Origin of the sequence: Streptomyces sp. NPDC048424 (assembly GCF_040651555.1) — a bacterium.
GTDB lineage: Bacteria > Actinomycetota > Actinomycetes > Streptomycetales > Streptomycetaceae > Streptomyces.
Map to the genome: position 1 here is coordinate 1 of NZ_JBEZKE010000021.1, position 14816 is coordinate 14816.

16 protein-coding genes and 1 pseudogene are annotated in these 14816 nt (G+C 69.6%); 11 read left to right on the forward strand and 6 right to left on the reverse strand.

The genetic code is table 11. The features are described from left to right. From AB0D29_RS26395 to AB0D29_RS26420, 6 genes and pseudogenes are all read right to left on the reverse strand, one after another. A pseudogene (locus AB0D29_RS26395) lies at nucleotides 1–93 on the reverse strand (DUF933 domain-containing protein); the annotation flags it as partial. Between the two features lie 105 nt (nucleotides 94–198). Beyond that, entirely contained in the window at nucleotides 199–669 is a 471-nt protein-coding gene (locus AB0D29_RS26400; protein WP_362857580.1) for a group II truncated hemoglobin, read from the reverse strand. Nucleotides 670–671: 2 nt separating this feature from the next. Beyond that, nucleotides 672–995, reverse strand: coding sequence for an antibiotic biosynthesis monooxygenase (locus AB0D29_RS26405; RefSeq protein ID WP_030706380.1), 324 nt, complete (start codon nucleotides 993–995; stop codon nucleotides 672–674). A gap of 73 nt (nucleotides 996–1068) precedes the next feature. Beyond that, nucleotides 1069–1578, reverse strand: coding sequence for a hypothetical protein (locus AB0D29_RS26410; protein ID WP_362857581.1), 510 nt, complete (start codon nucleotides 1576–1578; stop codon nucleotides 1069–1071). Nucleotides 1579–1646: 68 nt separating this feature from the next. Then, the gene (locus AB0D29_RS26415; RefSeq protein WP_362857583.1) at nucleotides 1647–3383 is read right to left on the reverse strand and encodes an FAD-dependent oxidoreductase; all 1737 of its coding nucleotides are present in this window, start codon (nucleotides 3381–3383) and stop codon (nucleotides 1647–1649) included. Further along, entirely contained in the window at nucleotides 3380–3646 is a 267-nt protein-coding gene (locus AB0D29_RS26420; protein ID WP_362857734.1) for a UBP-type zinc finger domain-containing protein, read from the reverse strand. The genes AB0D29_RS26415 and AB0D29_RS26420 overlap by 4 nt, the downstream gene beginning before the upstream one ends. Before the next feature lie 287 nt (nucleotides 3647–3933). Between AB0D29_RS26420 and AB0D29_RS26425 the strand changes: the two genes are divergently transcribed. From AB0D29_RS26425 to glgX, 11 genes are read left to right on the forward strand one after another with little or no spacing between them, the layout of a single operon-like run. Further along, the gene (locus AB0D29_RS26425; RefSeq protein WP_351592259.1) at nucleotides 3934–4758 is read left to right on the forward strand and encodes a type 1 glutamine amidotransferase domain-containing protein; all 825 of its coding nucleotides are present in this window, start codon (nucleotides 3934–3936) and stop codon (nucleotides 4756–4758) included. Between the two features lie 53 nt (nucleotides 4759–4811). After that, nucleotides 4812–6449 carry a thiamine pyrophosphate-binding protein gene (locus tag AB0D29_RS26430; protein ID WP_362857585.1) on the forward strand — a complete coding sequence of 546 codons (1638 nt, stop codon included), beginning with the start codon at nucleotides 4812–4814 and terminating at the stop codon, nucleotides 6447–6449. 51 nt (nucleotides 6450–6500) lie between these two features. Continuing rightward, complete coding sequence (locus AB0D29_RS26435; RefSeq protein ID WP_362857587.1) at nucleotides 6501–6935, forward strand: nuclear transport factor 2 family protein; 435 nt, start codon at nucleotides 6501–6503, stop codon at nucleotides 6933–6935. Between the two features lie 23 nt (nucleotides 6936–6958). Beyond that, entirely contained in the window at nucleotides 6959–7414 is a 456-nt protein-coding gene (locus AB0D29_RS26440) for a nuclear transport factor 2 family protein (protein ID WP_351297091.1), read from the forward strand. A gap of 13 nt (nucleotides 7415–7427) precedes the next feature. Continuing rightward, on the forward strand, nucleotides 7428–7799 hold the full coding sequence (locus AB0D29_RS26445; RefSeq protein WP_362857589.1) for a nuclear transport factor 2 family protein: 372 nt from the start codon (nucleotides 7428–7430) through the stop codon (nucleotides 7797–7799). A gap of 9 nt (nucleotides 7800–7808) precedes the next feature. Then, a complete protein-coding gene (locus AB0D29_RS26450) occupies nucleotides 7809–9413 on the forward strand; it encodes a GMC oxidoreductase (protein ID WP_362857590.1) in 1605 nt (534 codons plus the stop codon). Next, the gene (locus AB0D29_RS26455) at nucleotides 9406–10017 is read left to right on the forward strand and encodes a DJ-1/PfpI family protein (protein ID WP_362857592.1); all 612 of its coding nucleotides are present in this window, start codon (nucleotides 9406–9408) and stop codon (nucleotides 10015–10017) included. Before AB0D29_RS26450 ends, AB0D29_RS26455 begins: the two co-directional genes overlap by 8 nt. Beyond that, nucleotides 10017–10472, forward strand: coding sequence for a VOC family protein (locus AB0D29_RS26460; RefSeq protein WP_362857594.1), 456 nt, complete (start codon nucleotides 10017–10019; stop codon nucleotides 10470–10472). The genes AB0D29_RS26455 and AB0D29_RS26460 overlap by 1 nt, the downstream gene beginning before the upstream one ends. A 1-nt stretch (nucleotide 10473) precedes the next feature. Further along, nucleotides 10474–12297, forward strand: coding sequence for an AGE family epimerase/isomerase (locus tag AB0D29_RS26465; RefSeq protein WP_362857595.1), 1824 nt, complete (start codon nucleotides 10474–10476; stop codon nucleotides 12295–12297). 37 nt (nucleotides 12298–12334) lie between these two features. Continuing rightward, on the forward strand, nucleotides 12335–12679 hold the full coding sequence (locus AB0D29_RS26470; RefSeq protein ID WP_362857597.1) for an STAS domain-containing protein: 345 nt from the start codon (nucleotides 12335–12337) through the stop codon (nucleotides 12677–12679). After that, the gene (glgX, locus tag AB0D29_RS26475; protein WP_362857599.1) at nucleotides 12676–14814 is read left to right on the forward strand and encodes a glycogen debranching protein GlgX; all 2139 of its coding nucleotides are present in this window, start codon (nucleotides 12676–12678) and stop codon (nucleotides 14812–14814) included. The genes AB0D29_RS26470 and glgX overlap by 4 nt, the downstream gene beginning before the upstream one ends. Nucleotides 14815–14816 lie beyond the last annotated feature (2 nt).

Genomic DNA, 14816 nt, shown 5'->3' on the forward strand with positions numbered 1-14816 from the left:
GATGAAGCCGCGCTGGAAGTCCGTGTGGATCACGCCGGCGGCCTCGGGGGCGGTGGCGCCCTGCTTGATGGTCCAGGCGCGGGTTTCCTTCGGGCGCCGGCGGGGCTGAGAGATCGGGGCTCCGCCCCGGGCCCCGCGCCTCAAACGCCGGCGGGGCTGGATTGGGCGGAGCCTCGGCTCTTTTCGTTCAGGTGTGACTCAGTCCGCCTTCGGGATCCACGGTGGGGTCTGGCCCCAGGACCAGACCGGGATCTTGGCCGCGTCCACCGGGGGTGGGTTGGGGCCCGAGTAGATCAGGGCCATGCGGGTGCCCCACTCGATGTAGTAGGCGAAGACCCCGCGGAACTCGGGGTCCGTCGGGAGGCCGACCTCGTCGGCCGTGTCCATCAGCAGGTCCACCCAGCGGCGGCGCTGCTTCTCCGTGATCCCGCGGCCCAGGTGCTTGGTGGCCATGTGCTGGTGGCCGCCGTGGTGGGCGGTGTAGTCCGAGGGGCCGCCGAAGACCTCCGACAGCCAGATCGCGACGTGCTGCGGGTGCTCCGAGTCCATGCCGGCGAAGACCGGGGCCAGGATCTCGTCCTGCAGGGCGTGGGCGTAGAAGGCGTCGGTGAGACGGTTCATCGCCTCCGCGCCGCCCATCCACTCGTAGATGGTGGGTGTGGTGCTCATGGCTATCCGGCGGCCTTTCCCGTGCCCACGACGCCCGTCACGAGGTAGTGCTGCATCTCCTCGATGGCCGTCACGTACGGACGGATCGCGCTGAAGAACGCCGGGAAGTGCTCGCCCTTGCGGAATCCGCCCAGGTGGGCCTCGATCGAGGTCCAGCGGATGCGCAGGATGTAGCGCTCCTTCTCCTCCTCGCACCGGGCCAGTTCGTAGTCGATGCACTCGGGTGACGCGGCCAAGGCCTCGGCGGCCCGGGCGTACGCGTCCTCGAAGGCAGGCTGGTCGTCCAATGCGATCCGGTAGCGGATGTATTCGACGGTGGTGGTCATGGGTGCGTGCCTCTCGCTGGTTGGTGGTCTCGGCCAGCCTTACGCGATCATGCGCCGGAGTGGGGCCGATCGGTCATTCGGACCCGGACTTCCTGGAGTCGGTCTCGCCGGAGACGTCCGGGCCCTGGTCACGGACCTGGCGGACCTTGTCCAGGGAGTCGCGCAGTTCCGTCAGCCAGGTGTCGGTGTTGCGTCCGACGAGGCGGACGCACCAGGCCAGGGCGTCGGCCCGGCTGCGGGCGACGCCGCCGGCGACCAGGGTGTCGAGGACCTGGCGTTCGGACTGGCGCAGGCGGGTCATCACGGGGACGGCGAGGTGGGTGAAGAGCGTCGTCTCCTCACCCACCCGTACGCCCCAGGCGACCTTGCGGCGGTAGAGGGACTCGGCCTCGCGGGCCACCTCGATGCGCTGTTCGCGGGTGCGTTCGCGGAACTCCTTGACCGACTCGGTCCCCGGTATGACGCCGACGACCGTGATCTCCTCGCGGTCGGCCGTGACCGAGAGGAGGGACTCGTAGACGTCCACCGGCAGGCGTTCGGCGAACCACGCGCGGAGCTGTTCGCTCTGTTCGGCTGTAATCATGTAATCAACGTTGCATCCGATACCTTCTTGATCGCAAGGACTGGGCCCCAGGGAATGTCGCAGCGCTCTCAGCCCATCGAGCGGTAGCGGTGGATCAGGGAGACGGCCATCGCGCCCTCGCCCACGCCCGAGGCGACCCGCTTGACCGAGTGGGCGCGGACGTCGCCGGCCGCGAAGACGCCCGGGACGCTCGTCTCCAGCGGGTAGGGGGCCCGCTCCAGGCTCCACTCGGCCGGGAGTTCCCCGCCGTTCGCGATCAGGTCCGAGCCGGTGAGGACGAAGCCGTACTCGTCCCGCTCGACGACGCCGGCGAGCCAGTCGGTGTGCGGGCGGGCGCCGATGAAGGTGAACATGAACCGGGCCGGGACCTCCCTGTTCTCGCCCGTGTCCGCGTCGTGGAGGGTCAGCCGCTCCAGGTGCTCGTCGCCGTCGAGGCGGACCACCGTCGTGCGGACCTTCACCTCGATGTTCGGGGTGCGGTCGATCTCGTCGATCAGGTAGCGGGACATGCTCGCGTCCAGGGAGGCCGCGCGGACCAGGATCGTCACCCGGGCGGCGTACTTGGCGAAGTGCACCGCCGCCTGGCCGGCCGAGTTGGCCCCGCCCACGATGAACACGTGCTGGGAGATGCAGGCCGAGCTCTCGGTGGTGGCCGCGCCGTAGTAGAGCCCCGCACCCTCGAAGCGGTCCGCGCCCGGGGCCTCCAGGCGGTTGTACGAGACGCCGGTGGCCAGCAGCACCGTCTCCGCGCTGATCTCGGTGCCGTCCGCCAGGGTGAGGATCTTCGCCGGGTCGTCCCGGGTCAGCGAGACCACCTCCACCGGGTGCAGGATCTCGGCGCCGAACCGGGAGGCCTGGATCGTGGCCCGGCGGGTCAGGTCGCCGCCCGAGAGGCCCGACGGGAAGCCGAGGTAGTTCTCGATCAGGCTGGAGGTGCCGGCCTGCCCGCCCGGGGCCCGGGAGTCCAGCATCAGGGTGGAGAGTCCCTCGGAGGCCGAGTAGACCCCGGCCGCCAGGCCCGCCGGGCCCGCGCCGACGATGACGCACTCGTAGTGCGGGCGCGAGGCGGTCGTGGCCAGGCCCAGGCGCTGGGCGAGCTGGGTGTCGGTGGGGGCGGAGAGCACCGTGCCGTCCGGGAAGCGGACCAGGGGCAGCGCACCGTCGGGCTGGGCCGCGATCAGCGTCAGCGCCTCGGGGTCCCGTTCGACGTTGAGGAAGCGGAACGGCTGGCCGTTGCGGGTGAAGAAGTCCCGGACTGCGTGGGTGCCGGGGGAGACCAGGTGGCCGGCGACGATGATGCCGTCGTACGCGGGGCGGTAGGTGGCCAGCCAGTCGGACAGCAGGTCGTCCAGGACGGGGAAGAGCCGTTCGTGCGGCGGGTCCCACGGCTTGAGCAGGTAGTAGTCCAGCCGGACCCGGTTGATGGCGGTGATCGCCGCGTCGGTCTCCGCGTAGGCCGTCAGGAGCACGCGGCGGGCGTCCGGGAAGCGGCTGACCGCCTCCAGCAGGAACTCGACGCCGGTGACGTCGGGCATCCGCTGGTCCACGAGGAACAGCGCGGGGTCGTGACCGCGCTCGTCGAGGGAGTCCAGGATCTTCAGGGCGTCGGCCGCCGAGGAGGCGCCGAGCACCCGGTAGCGGTCGCCGTAGGCGCTGCGCAGGTCGCGCCGGACGGCGCGCAGCACCTGCGGGTCGTCGTCCACGGCCAGGATGACCGGCTTCCTGTGCTCCGCGCGCTCGGCTGCGGCCGCAGTGGCGGCCGCGCTCACCGCGGGGGCGGCGGAGCTCTCCGGGGCCGCGCTCATGCCGGGTCCAGCATCAGCTTGTCGGCGTAGCACCAGGCCCAGGCCTCGCCGGGCTCGTGGGAGGCGGCTATGGCGTGCTCGGTGGTCCGGTAGTGCCGGGTGGCGTGACGGTTCTTCGACGAGTCGCAGCATCCGACGTGCCCGCAGCTGAGGCACATCCGCAGGTGCACCCAGGTGTCACCGGCGGCGAGGCACTCCTCGCAGCCGGCGGCGGTGGGTTTCACCGGACGTATCTGATCGATGTGTGTGCACAACAGGTCCATCGTCATCGTCCCCGTCCCTCTCTCGTGCTCGTTCACCAACACGGCCCGCGCGCCCGTGATTCACGGCGCGTCCAGACCATAGGGCGGGGACCCGGTAATGGTTCATCGAATCGGCCGAAGTCAGGTAGTCCTGAAGCTACTTCATGACGTCCGCGGGCGACTTCCTGAGGTGCCGCCACGACCTGGGCCGCTACCTCACGAAGTCGCATACCAGCGCTTTGACGCACGCCCCGGGCGCGGCCAGTGTGGGGGACGCCAACGACAACAGGCGGCGCCTGGAGGAATTCGTGAGCAGAAAGATTCTGGTCATTGTCTCCGAACACGGTTACTGGGCCGAGGAACTGATAGGCCCCGTATCGAAGTTCGACGAGCGGGGCTACGAGGTCGTATTCGCCACGCCGACCGGGAAGCGTGCACACGCTCTTCCGCCGAGCCTCGACGCGAACTACATCGACCCCCCGCTGGGACGCTCGGTCACCACCGAGGAGAACGCCCGGCTGGGGCGGGAGTTCGAGCAGTCGAGCCGGCTGGACTCGCCGCTCGACATCGAGGCGTGGGTCCCCGAGCGTCCGTACACGAGCGACGAGGGCTACCTGCGCAAGCTGGAGCAGTACCACCGGGATCTGGACAAGCTCGACGCAGACATCGCGGACTACGACGCGATCCTCATCGTCGGCGGCAGCGGCCCGATCGCGGACCTCGCCAACAACGAGCGCGTGCACGCCCTGATCCTGGCCTTCAAGAAGGCCGGCAAGGTCGTGGCCGCGGAGTGCTACGGGGTCGCCTGCCTGGCCTTCGCCCGGGACTGGAGCGACCGCAGGAGCATCATCTGGGGCAAGCACGTGACCGGCCACTGCAAGGAGTACGACTACAAGGACGGCACCGGATTCCTCGGTACCGACTTCAACATGGGGCCGCCGCCGTATCCGCTGGAGTACATCCTGCGCGATGCGACGGGTCCGCGCGGCGCGTATCACGGGAACTTCGGCAAGCCGGTCTCGGTGATCGTCGACTTCCCCTTCGTCACCGGACGTTCCACCCCCGACTCGTATCTCACGGGGCAGAAGATCGTGGAAGTCCTGGAGGACGGTCTCACCCGATACGGCTGGTGATCCCGGCGGCCGCGGAGAATCCGCGGGGAAGTCGGAGAGCAGAGGGGGAATTCATGGAAGCCACTCCCGGACGGGAAAGGCTGATCGAGCAGTTCAAGGCCGACGGCCTGAATGTGATGTTCGGAAATCCGGGGACGGTGGAACAGGGATTCCTCGACGCGGTGGACGCGGCGGAGGACTTCACCTACATCCTCGCCCTCCAGGAGACCGTGGCCGCCGGCATCGCCGACGGGTACGCCCGGGCGACCGGCGGCGCGGCCCTGCTCCAACTGCACTCCGGAGTGGGGCTGGGCAACGGCATCGGGATGCTCTACCAGTCGCTGCGCGGCCACACCCCGCTCGTCGTGGTCGCCGGTGACGCCGGGGTGCGCTACGACGCCATGGACGCGCAGATGGCGTCCGACCTGGTGGCGATGGCCAAGCCGGTGACCAAGTACGCGACGCGGGTCACCGACCGGCACTCCGTGCTCCGCACCATCCGGCGCGCCGTGAAGATCGCGCTCACCCCGCCCCGGGGGCCCGTGTTCGTGGCGCTGCCGATGGACGTGCTGGACGAGCTCAACTCCGAGCCGGTCCTGCCCGCCACGGTGCCGCTCACGGACGTGGCGCCCTCGCCGGCCTCGGTGGGACGGGCGGCCGAGCTGCTCGCCCCCGCGCAGCGGCCGGTGGTCCTCGTCGGTGACGGGGTCTCGCTCTCCGGGGCGCAGAACGAGCTCGCCGCCGTCGCCGAGCTGCTGGGCGCCGACGTGTACGAGGTCGACTCGTCCGAGGTGAACATCGCGGCCTCGCACCCGCTGCGGCGCGGCCAGACGGGCCACATGTTCGGTCCGCACAGCAAGGACCTCGTGGGGGACGCCGACGGGGTGCTGATCGTCGGCACCTACGTCTTCCCGGAGGTCTTCCCCGAGCTGGAGAGCCCCTTCCGGGCGGGCGCGAAGGTCGTCCACATCGACCTCAACGCCTACGAGATCGCCAAGAACCATCCGGTGGACCTGGGCCTGGCCGCCGACCCCCGGCAGGCGCTGCGCGCGCTGGCCGGCGTACTGGAGCGGCTGCTGACCCCGCAGCAGCGGGCGGCGGCGGCCTCCCGGCTCGACGTACGGACCAGGGAGCGGGCCCGCGGGGCACAGGTGGCCACGGACGACGGATCGCCGATGGCCGTCTTCCTGAAGACCCTGGCCGAGCGGACCGGCGGGGACCTGATCGTCTTCGACGAGGCGCTGACCACCTCACCGCTGGTCACGCGGTTCCTGCCGGCGGAGCGCCCCGGCGACTACCACCTCACCCGGGGCGGTTCGCTCGGGGTGGGCTTCCCCGGTGCGGTCGGCGCCAAGCTGGCCCGCCCGGACCGGCTCGTCGTCGGCTTCGCGGGTGACGGCGGGTCGATGTACACCTACCAGGCGTTGTGGACGGCCGCCCGGCACGGCATCGACGCCAAGTTCGTGGTCTGCAACAACCGCAAGTACCGGCTGCTGGACGACAACATCGCCGAGTACTGGCGGGAGCGGGCCATCCCGGCGCACGAGTTCCCGGGCTCCTTCGACCTCTCGCACCCCGAGATCGACTTCGCCGGGCTGGCGCGGTCGCTCGGCGCCGGCGGGATGCGGGTGGAGAAGCCGGACGAGGCGGTCTCCGCCGTGGGCCGGATGCTGTCCCACCCCGGGCCCTTCCTCGTCGACATCCAGATCTGACAGCCGACAGCCATCCGACGCAAAAGTCCCGTACGGACAGGAGGAGACCGCATGCCCGCCGAGCGGCAGCTGACCGAGGACGCGATCCGCAGTTTCGCCGAGAAGTGGTACGTGGCGCTGGACCGGCACGTGGGGGCGGCCGAGGTGCTCGCCCTGATCACCGAGGACCTGGAGTTCAAGGTCCCCGAGGACACCTTCCTCGGACACGAGGGCTTCGGACGCTGGTACGAGGCCGTCACCCACCGCTTCTTCGACGAGGTGCACACGGTCACGAAGGTGGAGCCCGTCATCGAGGGCGACCGGGCGGTCGTCCGGGTCCTCGTCAACTGGCAGGCCAAGATCTGGAACCCGCCGGCCGCCCGCAGCGAGTGGCTCGGCTTCGACGCCGATCAGACGTGGACCGTGGTCGCCGGTCCGGACGGACCGCTGATCAAGCAGTACACCGTCAACGACCTGGCTGCGATGCCCGGTTCCGGCTCCCTCTGACCGCCGGCGAAGGAGAAGCGACCATGACCGAAGTGACGCAGGAGCGGGTGCGGGCGGCTTACGCCGCCCTCGGCTCCGGCGACCGGGCGCGCATCCTGGAGTACTACTCCGAGGACCTGCGCTGGCTGGTGCCGGGCAACCACCCGCTGGCCGGCTGGTACGAGAGCCTGGACGCCTTCCTGGAGCTGATGGGGCAGACCCACAAGCTCACGGGCGGCACCTTCCGGATGGACCTGGAGGCGGTCCTCGTCGGCGAGGACTGTTCCGCGGACGTGTGCCGCAACGTCGCCCTGCGGGCCGGCGCGGCCGAGACGAGCGGGTCCCCGTACGAGCGGATGGACTACCCGGTCTTCCACTACATGCGCTGGCAGGACGGCCGGATCGTCGAGGGCCGCGACGGGCTCTTCGGGGACTCGGCAGCCGCCTTCAGCCAGTTCTGGGCGCCGTTCGCGCCGGACGGAACCCGCAGGGACCGATAGGGGGATGAGCGCGATGGACGCACGACAGATCCTTCAGAAGTACTACGAGTACGCCAACGCCGGGGACTGGGACCGCTGGTGCGACCTGTTCGCCGACGACCAGGTCATGGACGAGCAGCTGGCCGGCCACATCGAGGGACTCGAGGTCCTGCGCTCGATGATGAAGGGCATGGGCACGATGTACCGGGTCTTCCGGAACGAGCCCGTGCACTTCCTCGTCGACGGTGAGAAGGCCGCGGCCGTCTCGCACCTGACCGCGGTCAGCGCCTCGGGCGAGCCCATCGAGGCGGAGGTCATGAACTTCTTCCGGATCGTGGACGGAAAGATCGCCTACATGGCGAACCACCACGACACGGTTCCCTTCCAGGTGCTGAGCCAGGGCTGAGGGGGACCCGTGAGCGCGGAAGAGTACGACTACATCGTCGTGGGATCCGGCACCGCGGGCAGTGTCCTCGCGAGCCGGCTCTCCGAGGACCCGGACGTCTCCGTCCTCGTCCTGGAGGCGGGCGGCTCCCGGATCCCGCCCGAGGTGGACGACCCGTCCTCCTGGTACAAGCTCCTCGGCGGCCCGGTGGACTGGGGCTACACCAGCACCCCGCAGCCCGGCCTGGACGGCCGCCGCACGTACGAACCGCGCGGCAAGGCGCCGGGCGGCAGCAGCAACCTCTACATCATGATGCACATCCGGGGCCACGCCTCGGACTTCGACAACTGGGCCTACCAGGGTGCGGCCGGCTGGGCACACGAGGACGTGCTCCCGTACTTCGCCCTGCTGGAGGGCCAGGAGGACGCCACCGCCGCCACCACCGGCACCCGGGGTCCGCAGCGGATCACCAACGCCGGGCGGCACGGCCCCAACCCGGTCTCCCGCGCCTTCATCGACGCCGCCGTCGAGCTGGGCCACGAGGAGATCGCCGACTTCAACACCGACGGTCCCCGGCGCGGCCTCTTCGGCACCGGCTGGCACCACATCGACGTCGCCGACGGCCGCCGCCAGGGCGCACTGGCCGCCTATCTGGAGCCCGCGCTCGGCCGGCCGAACCTGACCCTGCGCACCAACGCGCAGAGCACCCGGCTGCTCTTCGACGGGGACACCTGCACGGGCGTCGAGTACGCCCAGCTCCGGGCCCCCGCCGAGGTCCCCGGCCGGACCGTGGGCGACGGGCACAGCAGTGCGGCGGCGCCCGGGGCGCACACCGTACGGGCCCGCCGGGAGGTGATCGTGGCCGCCGGGGCGATCGAGTCCCCGAAGCTGCTGCTGCTCTCCGGCATCGGCCACCCCGAGCAGCTGCGCGAGCACGGGATCGAGGTCACCGCGGCCCTGCCCGGGGTCGGCGAGAACTTCCACAACCACGTCCTGACCGGGCTGATGGCCGAGGTCACCCAGGAGCTCCCGCCGCCGGCGCAGAACCTGTCGGAGAGCGCTCTTTTCCTGTCCTCGCGGCCCGGACTGCCCGCGCCCGACCTGCAGATCGCCTTCGTCCACGTGCCCTTCGACGTGATCGTCGGCCAGGACCACCCCAACACGGTGTCCATCCTGCCCGGTGTCGTACGGCCGGTCTCGCGCGGCTGGATCAGGCTGGCGAGCGCCGACCCGCTGGCCCACCCGCTGATCAACCCGAACTACCTGGGCGACCGCTGGGACCTGGAACGGATGGTGCAGGGCGTCAAGACCGCCCGGGAGATCTTCGCGACCTCCGCCTTCTCCCCCTGGTACAAGCAGGAGCTGCAGCCCGGACCGGGCTACGTGAGCGACGACGACCTGCGGACCTTCGTGAAGCAGAAGTCGGAGAGCTACCACCACCAGGCCGGCTCCTGCCGCATGGGCATCGACGACCTCTCCGTCGTCGACCCCGAGCTGCGGGTGCACGGCGTACGGAACCTGCGCGTCGTCGACGCCAGCGTGATGCCCGCGGTCCCGTCGGGCAACTGCCACACCGCCATCGCGATGATCGCCGAGCGCGCGGCGGACTTCCTGAGGGGGACCTCCCGTGCCTGATGCCGTGCTGCGCGAGGGCGCGCTGTCCGGGACCCGGATCGCGGTCCTGGTCGAGAGCGACTACTACGAGCCGGAGATCTTCTACTACCGGCACCGGTTCGCGGAGGAGGGCGCCGAGGTCGACTTCCTGACCCGGCTGTGGGGCAACGACTCCATCACCTTCACCGGGCACGAGTACCGGGCGCCGTTCACCGCCGACAAGTCCCTGGAGGGGCTGAGCGACGAGGAGCTGCGCCGGTACGCGGCGATCATCGTGCCCTCGGGCATGGTGGCCGACCGGCTGCGCTACACCGAGGACGTGGACGTGCTGGCTCCGGCGACGGAGCTGCTGCGCCGAGCCTTCGAGGAGCCGACGGTCCTCAAGGGGATCATCTGCCACGGCATGTGGCTGGCAGCCTCGATCCCCGACAAGATCGGGGGCCGCAAGGTGGTCTGCCACAACAACCTCATCGGTGACGTCCGCAACATGGGCGCCGAGTACGTCAACGAGGACGTGGTGGTCGACGGCGACCTGGTCACCGGCCGCACCGGCGCCCACCACCACCTCTTCGCCCGCCGGATCATCGAGCTGATCTCGGCCGGGCGGGGCCGGGGGGCGGCCTGATGGCCGGCCTGGTCTGGTCCCACGTAGGACTGAACTGCACGGACCAGAAGACCACCGAGGAGTTCTACACCCGCCACTTCGGCTTCTCCCGGGCCCGGGTGGTCGACCTCGGGGAGTCGCAGATCGTGTTCCTGCGCAAGGGGGACGCGTACCTGGAGCTCTTCGCGGCGGGGACCGAGCCGGCCCGGCCGGCGCACGACGACGGGCCGCAGGCCCCGGGCCGGATGCGCCACCTGGCCTTCCAGACCGACAGCGTGGACGCGTTCCTGGCCGAGCTGGGCGACGCGGCCGAAGTGACCCTGGGGCCGCTGGACTTCGACGACTTCATCTGCGGCTGGCGGACCGTGTGGGTCCGCGATCCCGACGGGGTGATCGTCGAGGTCAGCCAGGGATACGAGGACGACCGCACTCACGACCGCACTCACGAGGGCTCTCACGACAAGGACGGTGCTTGACATGGCGGATGCCGTGAGCTTCTCCTTCTCCGACACCATCGCCGGCTACGTCGAACGCTTCGACTCCGGGGCGCGCGTGCTGCGTCTGAAGACCTCCGACGGGCGCGGGTTCGACGTCTCGCTCGCCGGCGACCCCAGCGCCGAGCTGGTCCGCAACCTCGACGAGCCCTACATCGACGCTTCCGGGCACATCGACGAGATGCTCTCGCCGGGCCGGTTCCTCTTCGTCTACGGAGTCCACTACCCGGAGCACGGCGGGCGGTTCGACGCCAAGCGCCTGGTCTTCCTGGGCCGTGGCGCCGAGGACTTCCGCTTCGAGGAGCCGAGCTGGTGGATCAAGCAGATCGAGTCGCTGGCCGACTTCTACAGGCGGGCCCAGTTCGGCGACGGGCCGGTGGACTTCACCGAGTACCGCACCGAGATCCGGCTCGGCGGCGACAAGACCGCCAGTCACGTCCAGGAGACCGACACGATCTCCCGGCTGGTCTACGGCATGGCCTCGGCCTACCTGCTGACCGGCAAGGACGAGTACCTGGAGGTCGCCGAGCGCGGCACCGAGTACCTGCGCAAGCACATGCGGGTCGTGGACAGCGAGGAGGACGTGGTCTTCTGGTACCACGGCATCAGCGTCGACGGGGACAGCGAGCGCAAGCTGTTCACCTCGGAGTTCTCCGACGACTACGACGCGATCCCGATGTACGAGCAGATCTACGCGCTGGCCGGCCCCATCCAGACGTACCGGGTCACCGGTGACGTCCGGATCAAGAACGACGCGGACGCCACCATCCGGCTGTTCGACAAGTTCTTCTTCGACCCGGAGCAGGGCGGCTACTACTCGCACATCGACCCGATCCTGTTCAGCGCCGACCACGAGTCCCTCGGCGAGAACGCCGAGCGCAAGAACTGGAACTCGGTCGGCGACCACGCGCCCGCGTACCTGATCAACCTGTACCTGGCGACCGGTGACCAGAAGTACGCCGACTTCCTCGAGTACACCTTCGACACCATCGCGGACAAGTTCCCGGACTACAAGAACAGCCCCTTCGTCCAGGAGCGCTTCTTCCGCGACTGGTCGCACGACACCGCGCACAGCTGGCAGCAGAACCGCGCGGTGGTCGGCCACAACCTGAAGATCGCCTGGAACCTGATGCGGATGAACTCGCTGAAGGCCAAGCCGGCGTACGAGGACCTCGCCAGGAAGATCGGCGAGATCATGCCGGCGGTCGGCAGCGACGTGCAGCGCGGCGGCTGGTACGACGTCGTCGAGCGGATCAAGTCCGGGGACGAGGAGACGTATCGTTTCGCCTGGCACGACCGCAAGGCCTGGTGGCAGCAGGAGCAGGCGATCCTCGCCTACCTCATCCTGAACGGCACGGTCGGCGGCGAGGCGAACCTGCGCGAGGCCCGGCAGGCGCAGGCCTTCTACAACACCTTCTTCCTCGACCACGACGAGGGCGCCGTCTACTTCAACGTGCTCGCCAGCGGTACCCCGTACCTGCTCGGCACCGAGCGCCTCAAGGGCAGCCACTCGATGTCCATGTACCACTCGGCGGAGCTCTGCTACCTCTCCGCCGTCTACAACAACCTGCTCATCAACGGCCGGGAGATGGACTTCCACTTCCAGCCGGACCCGACCAACCTGCCCGACCGCGTCCTGCGCGTCTCGCCCGACCTGCTCCCGGCCGGCTCGGTGCGCATCGCGTCCGTGGAGATCGACGAGAAGCCGTACACGGACTTCGACGCGGACGCACTCACCGTGCGGCTGCCCGACGTCCAGGGCCGGGTGAAGGTCAAGGTCCGGCTGCGGCCGACGGCGAAGAAGTAGCGCTCAACGGGGGGCGCCCCAACCAGAGGGGAATGCAATGACTCTCAACGTCAAGGAACGCCGGAACAAGACGGGCACCGTGCTCGTCGCCACCGGCGAGATCAACAGCGAGACATCCGGTTCGCTGCTCCAGGCCCTGCTGCCGCTCGTCCGCGAGGGCAAACCGCTGAAGATCGACCTCACGGCCGTCACCTACGTCTCCAGCGCGGGCCTGCGCACCCTGCTCGTCGTCTACCGCGAGGCGCAGCACGCCGGCGTCGCCGTCACCCTCTACGGGGTGAGCGAGGAAGTCCGGTTCGTCATGTCGGCCACCGGCTTCCTCGACTTCTTCGAGACCGGCGAGGCCGCCGCGGCCGCCGCCAAGGCCAAGGCCGCGCGATGACCGAGACCCGGTCCGAGCAGGTCCTGCGCGTCGACGCGTACCCGACCCACGAGGTGGGCGGGTACCGCGTCCGCGCGGGCAAACCGTTCCCCTTCGGGGCCAACGTGGTCCCCGGCGGGGTCAGCTTCTCCGTCTTCTCCGACCAGGCCACCTCCATGACGCTGGTCATCTACAAGCGCGGAGAGCCCGAACCGATGGCCGAACTGGAGTTCCCGGAGGAATTCCGCACCGGCAGCGTGTTCGCCATGACCGTCTTCGGCCTCGACCACGAGAACATCGAGTACGGCTACCGGGCCGACGGCCCCTACGACCCGGTCACCGGCCACCGCTTCGACGCCCGGCAGGTCCTGTCCGACCCGTACGCCCGGCTGATCGCGGGCCGTGACGTGTGGGGCGTGGAGCCGGACCGCAGCCGCGGCTACCAGTACCGCTCCCGCGTCTGCCTCCAGGACTTCGACTGGGGCGACGACACACCGCTGGGCATCCCCGCCGAGGACCTCGTCGTGTACGAGGCCCACGTGCGCGGCTTCACCCGGCACCCCAACTCGCAGGTCACCGCGCCCGGCACCTTCGCCGGGCTGCGCGAGAAGATCCCGTACCTCAAGGAACTCGGCGTCAACTGCATCGAGCTCCTGCCGGTGTTCGAGTTCGACGAGAGCGACAACATGCGCTCCAACCCGGAGACGGGCGAGCACCTCTTCGACTACTGGGGCTACAACACCGTCTCCTTCTTCGCCCCCAAGGCCGGATACGCGGCCACCGGGCGGTACGGGATGCAGGGCGACGAGTTCCGCACCCTGATCAAGGACCTGCACGCGGCCGGCATCGAGGTCATCCTCGACGTCGTCTTCAACCACACCGCCGAGGGCAACGAGCAGGGCCCGACGATCTCCTTCAAGGGGCTCGACAACGCCACGTACTACATGCTCACGCCGGAGGGGTACTACTTCAACTTCAGCGGCACGGGCAACACGGTCAACTGCAACCACCCCGTCGTGCGCAACTTCGTGCTCGACTGCCTGCGCCACTGGGTCGCCGACTACCACATCGACGGCTTCCGCTTCGACCTCGCGGCCATCCTCGGCCGGGCCCTGGACGGCACCCCGCTGCCCAACCCGCCGCTGCTGGAACTGCTCGCCTACGACCCCGTCCTGCGGCACACCAAGCTCATCGCCGAGGCCTGGGACGCCGGCGGCCTCTACGAGGTCGGCAACTTCCCGGCGTACGGCCGCTGGGCGGAGTGGAACGGCAAGTACCGCGACACCGTGCGCCGCTTCCTCAAGGGCGACGCCGGCGTCACCGGCGAACTGGCCACCCGCATCGCCGGCTCGCCCGACCTGTACTCCAGCCGCGGCACCGCGGCCTCGGTCAACTTCCTGACCGCGCACGACGGGTTCACCCTCGCCGACCTGGTCTCCTACAACGACAAGCACAACGACGCCAACGGCGAGAACAACAACGACGGCGCCAACGACAACAACAGCTGGAACTGCGGTGCCGAGGGGCCCACCGACGACCCCGAGATCAACGCACTGCGGACGCGGCAGATGAAGAACGCCCTCGCCATCCTCTTCACCAGCCAGGGCATCCCGATGCTGCTGTCCGGCGACGAGGTCGGGCGCACCCAGCAGGGCAACAACAACACGTACTGCCAGGACAACGAACTCTCCTGGTTCGACTGGGACCAGGTCGACCAGAACGCCGAACTGCTGCGGTTCACGCGGGAGATGATCGCCTTCCGCAAGCACCACCGCGAGCTGCGCGCCACCGCCCACCCCACCGGCCAGGTCCGCGAGAACCTGGGCCTGCCGGACATCAGCTGGCACGGGGAGCGGGCCTGGCAGCCCGACTGGTCCTCCGAGAGCCGGCTGATCGCCGTGGCCCGCTGCGGCACCGGGGACGACGACGTGGTGTACGTGGCCATGAACGCGCACTGGGAGTCGCACGACCTGGAACTGCCCGCCCTGCCGGGAGGCCGGAGCTGGCACCTGTTCGCCGACACCGGGGCCGAGGCACCGCACGACATCCGCACCCCCGGCGGCGAGCAGGAACTGGACAACGCCGGGAAGTACCTGATCGGCCCGCGCTCGGTCGTGATCCTGGTGGGCCGTACCAATGATCCCGAGATGCTGTGACC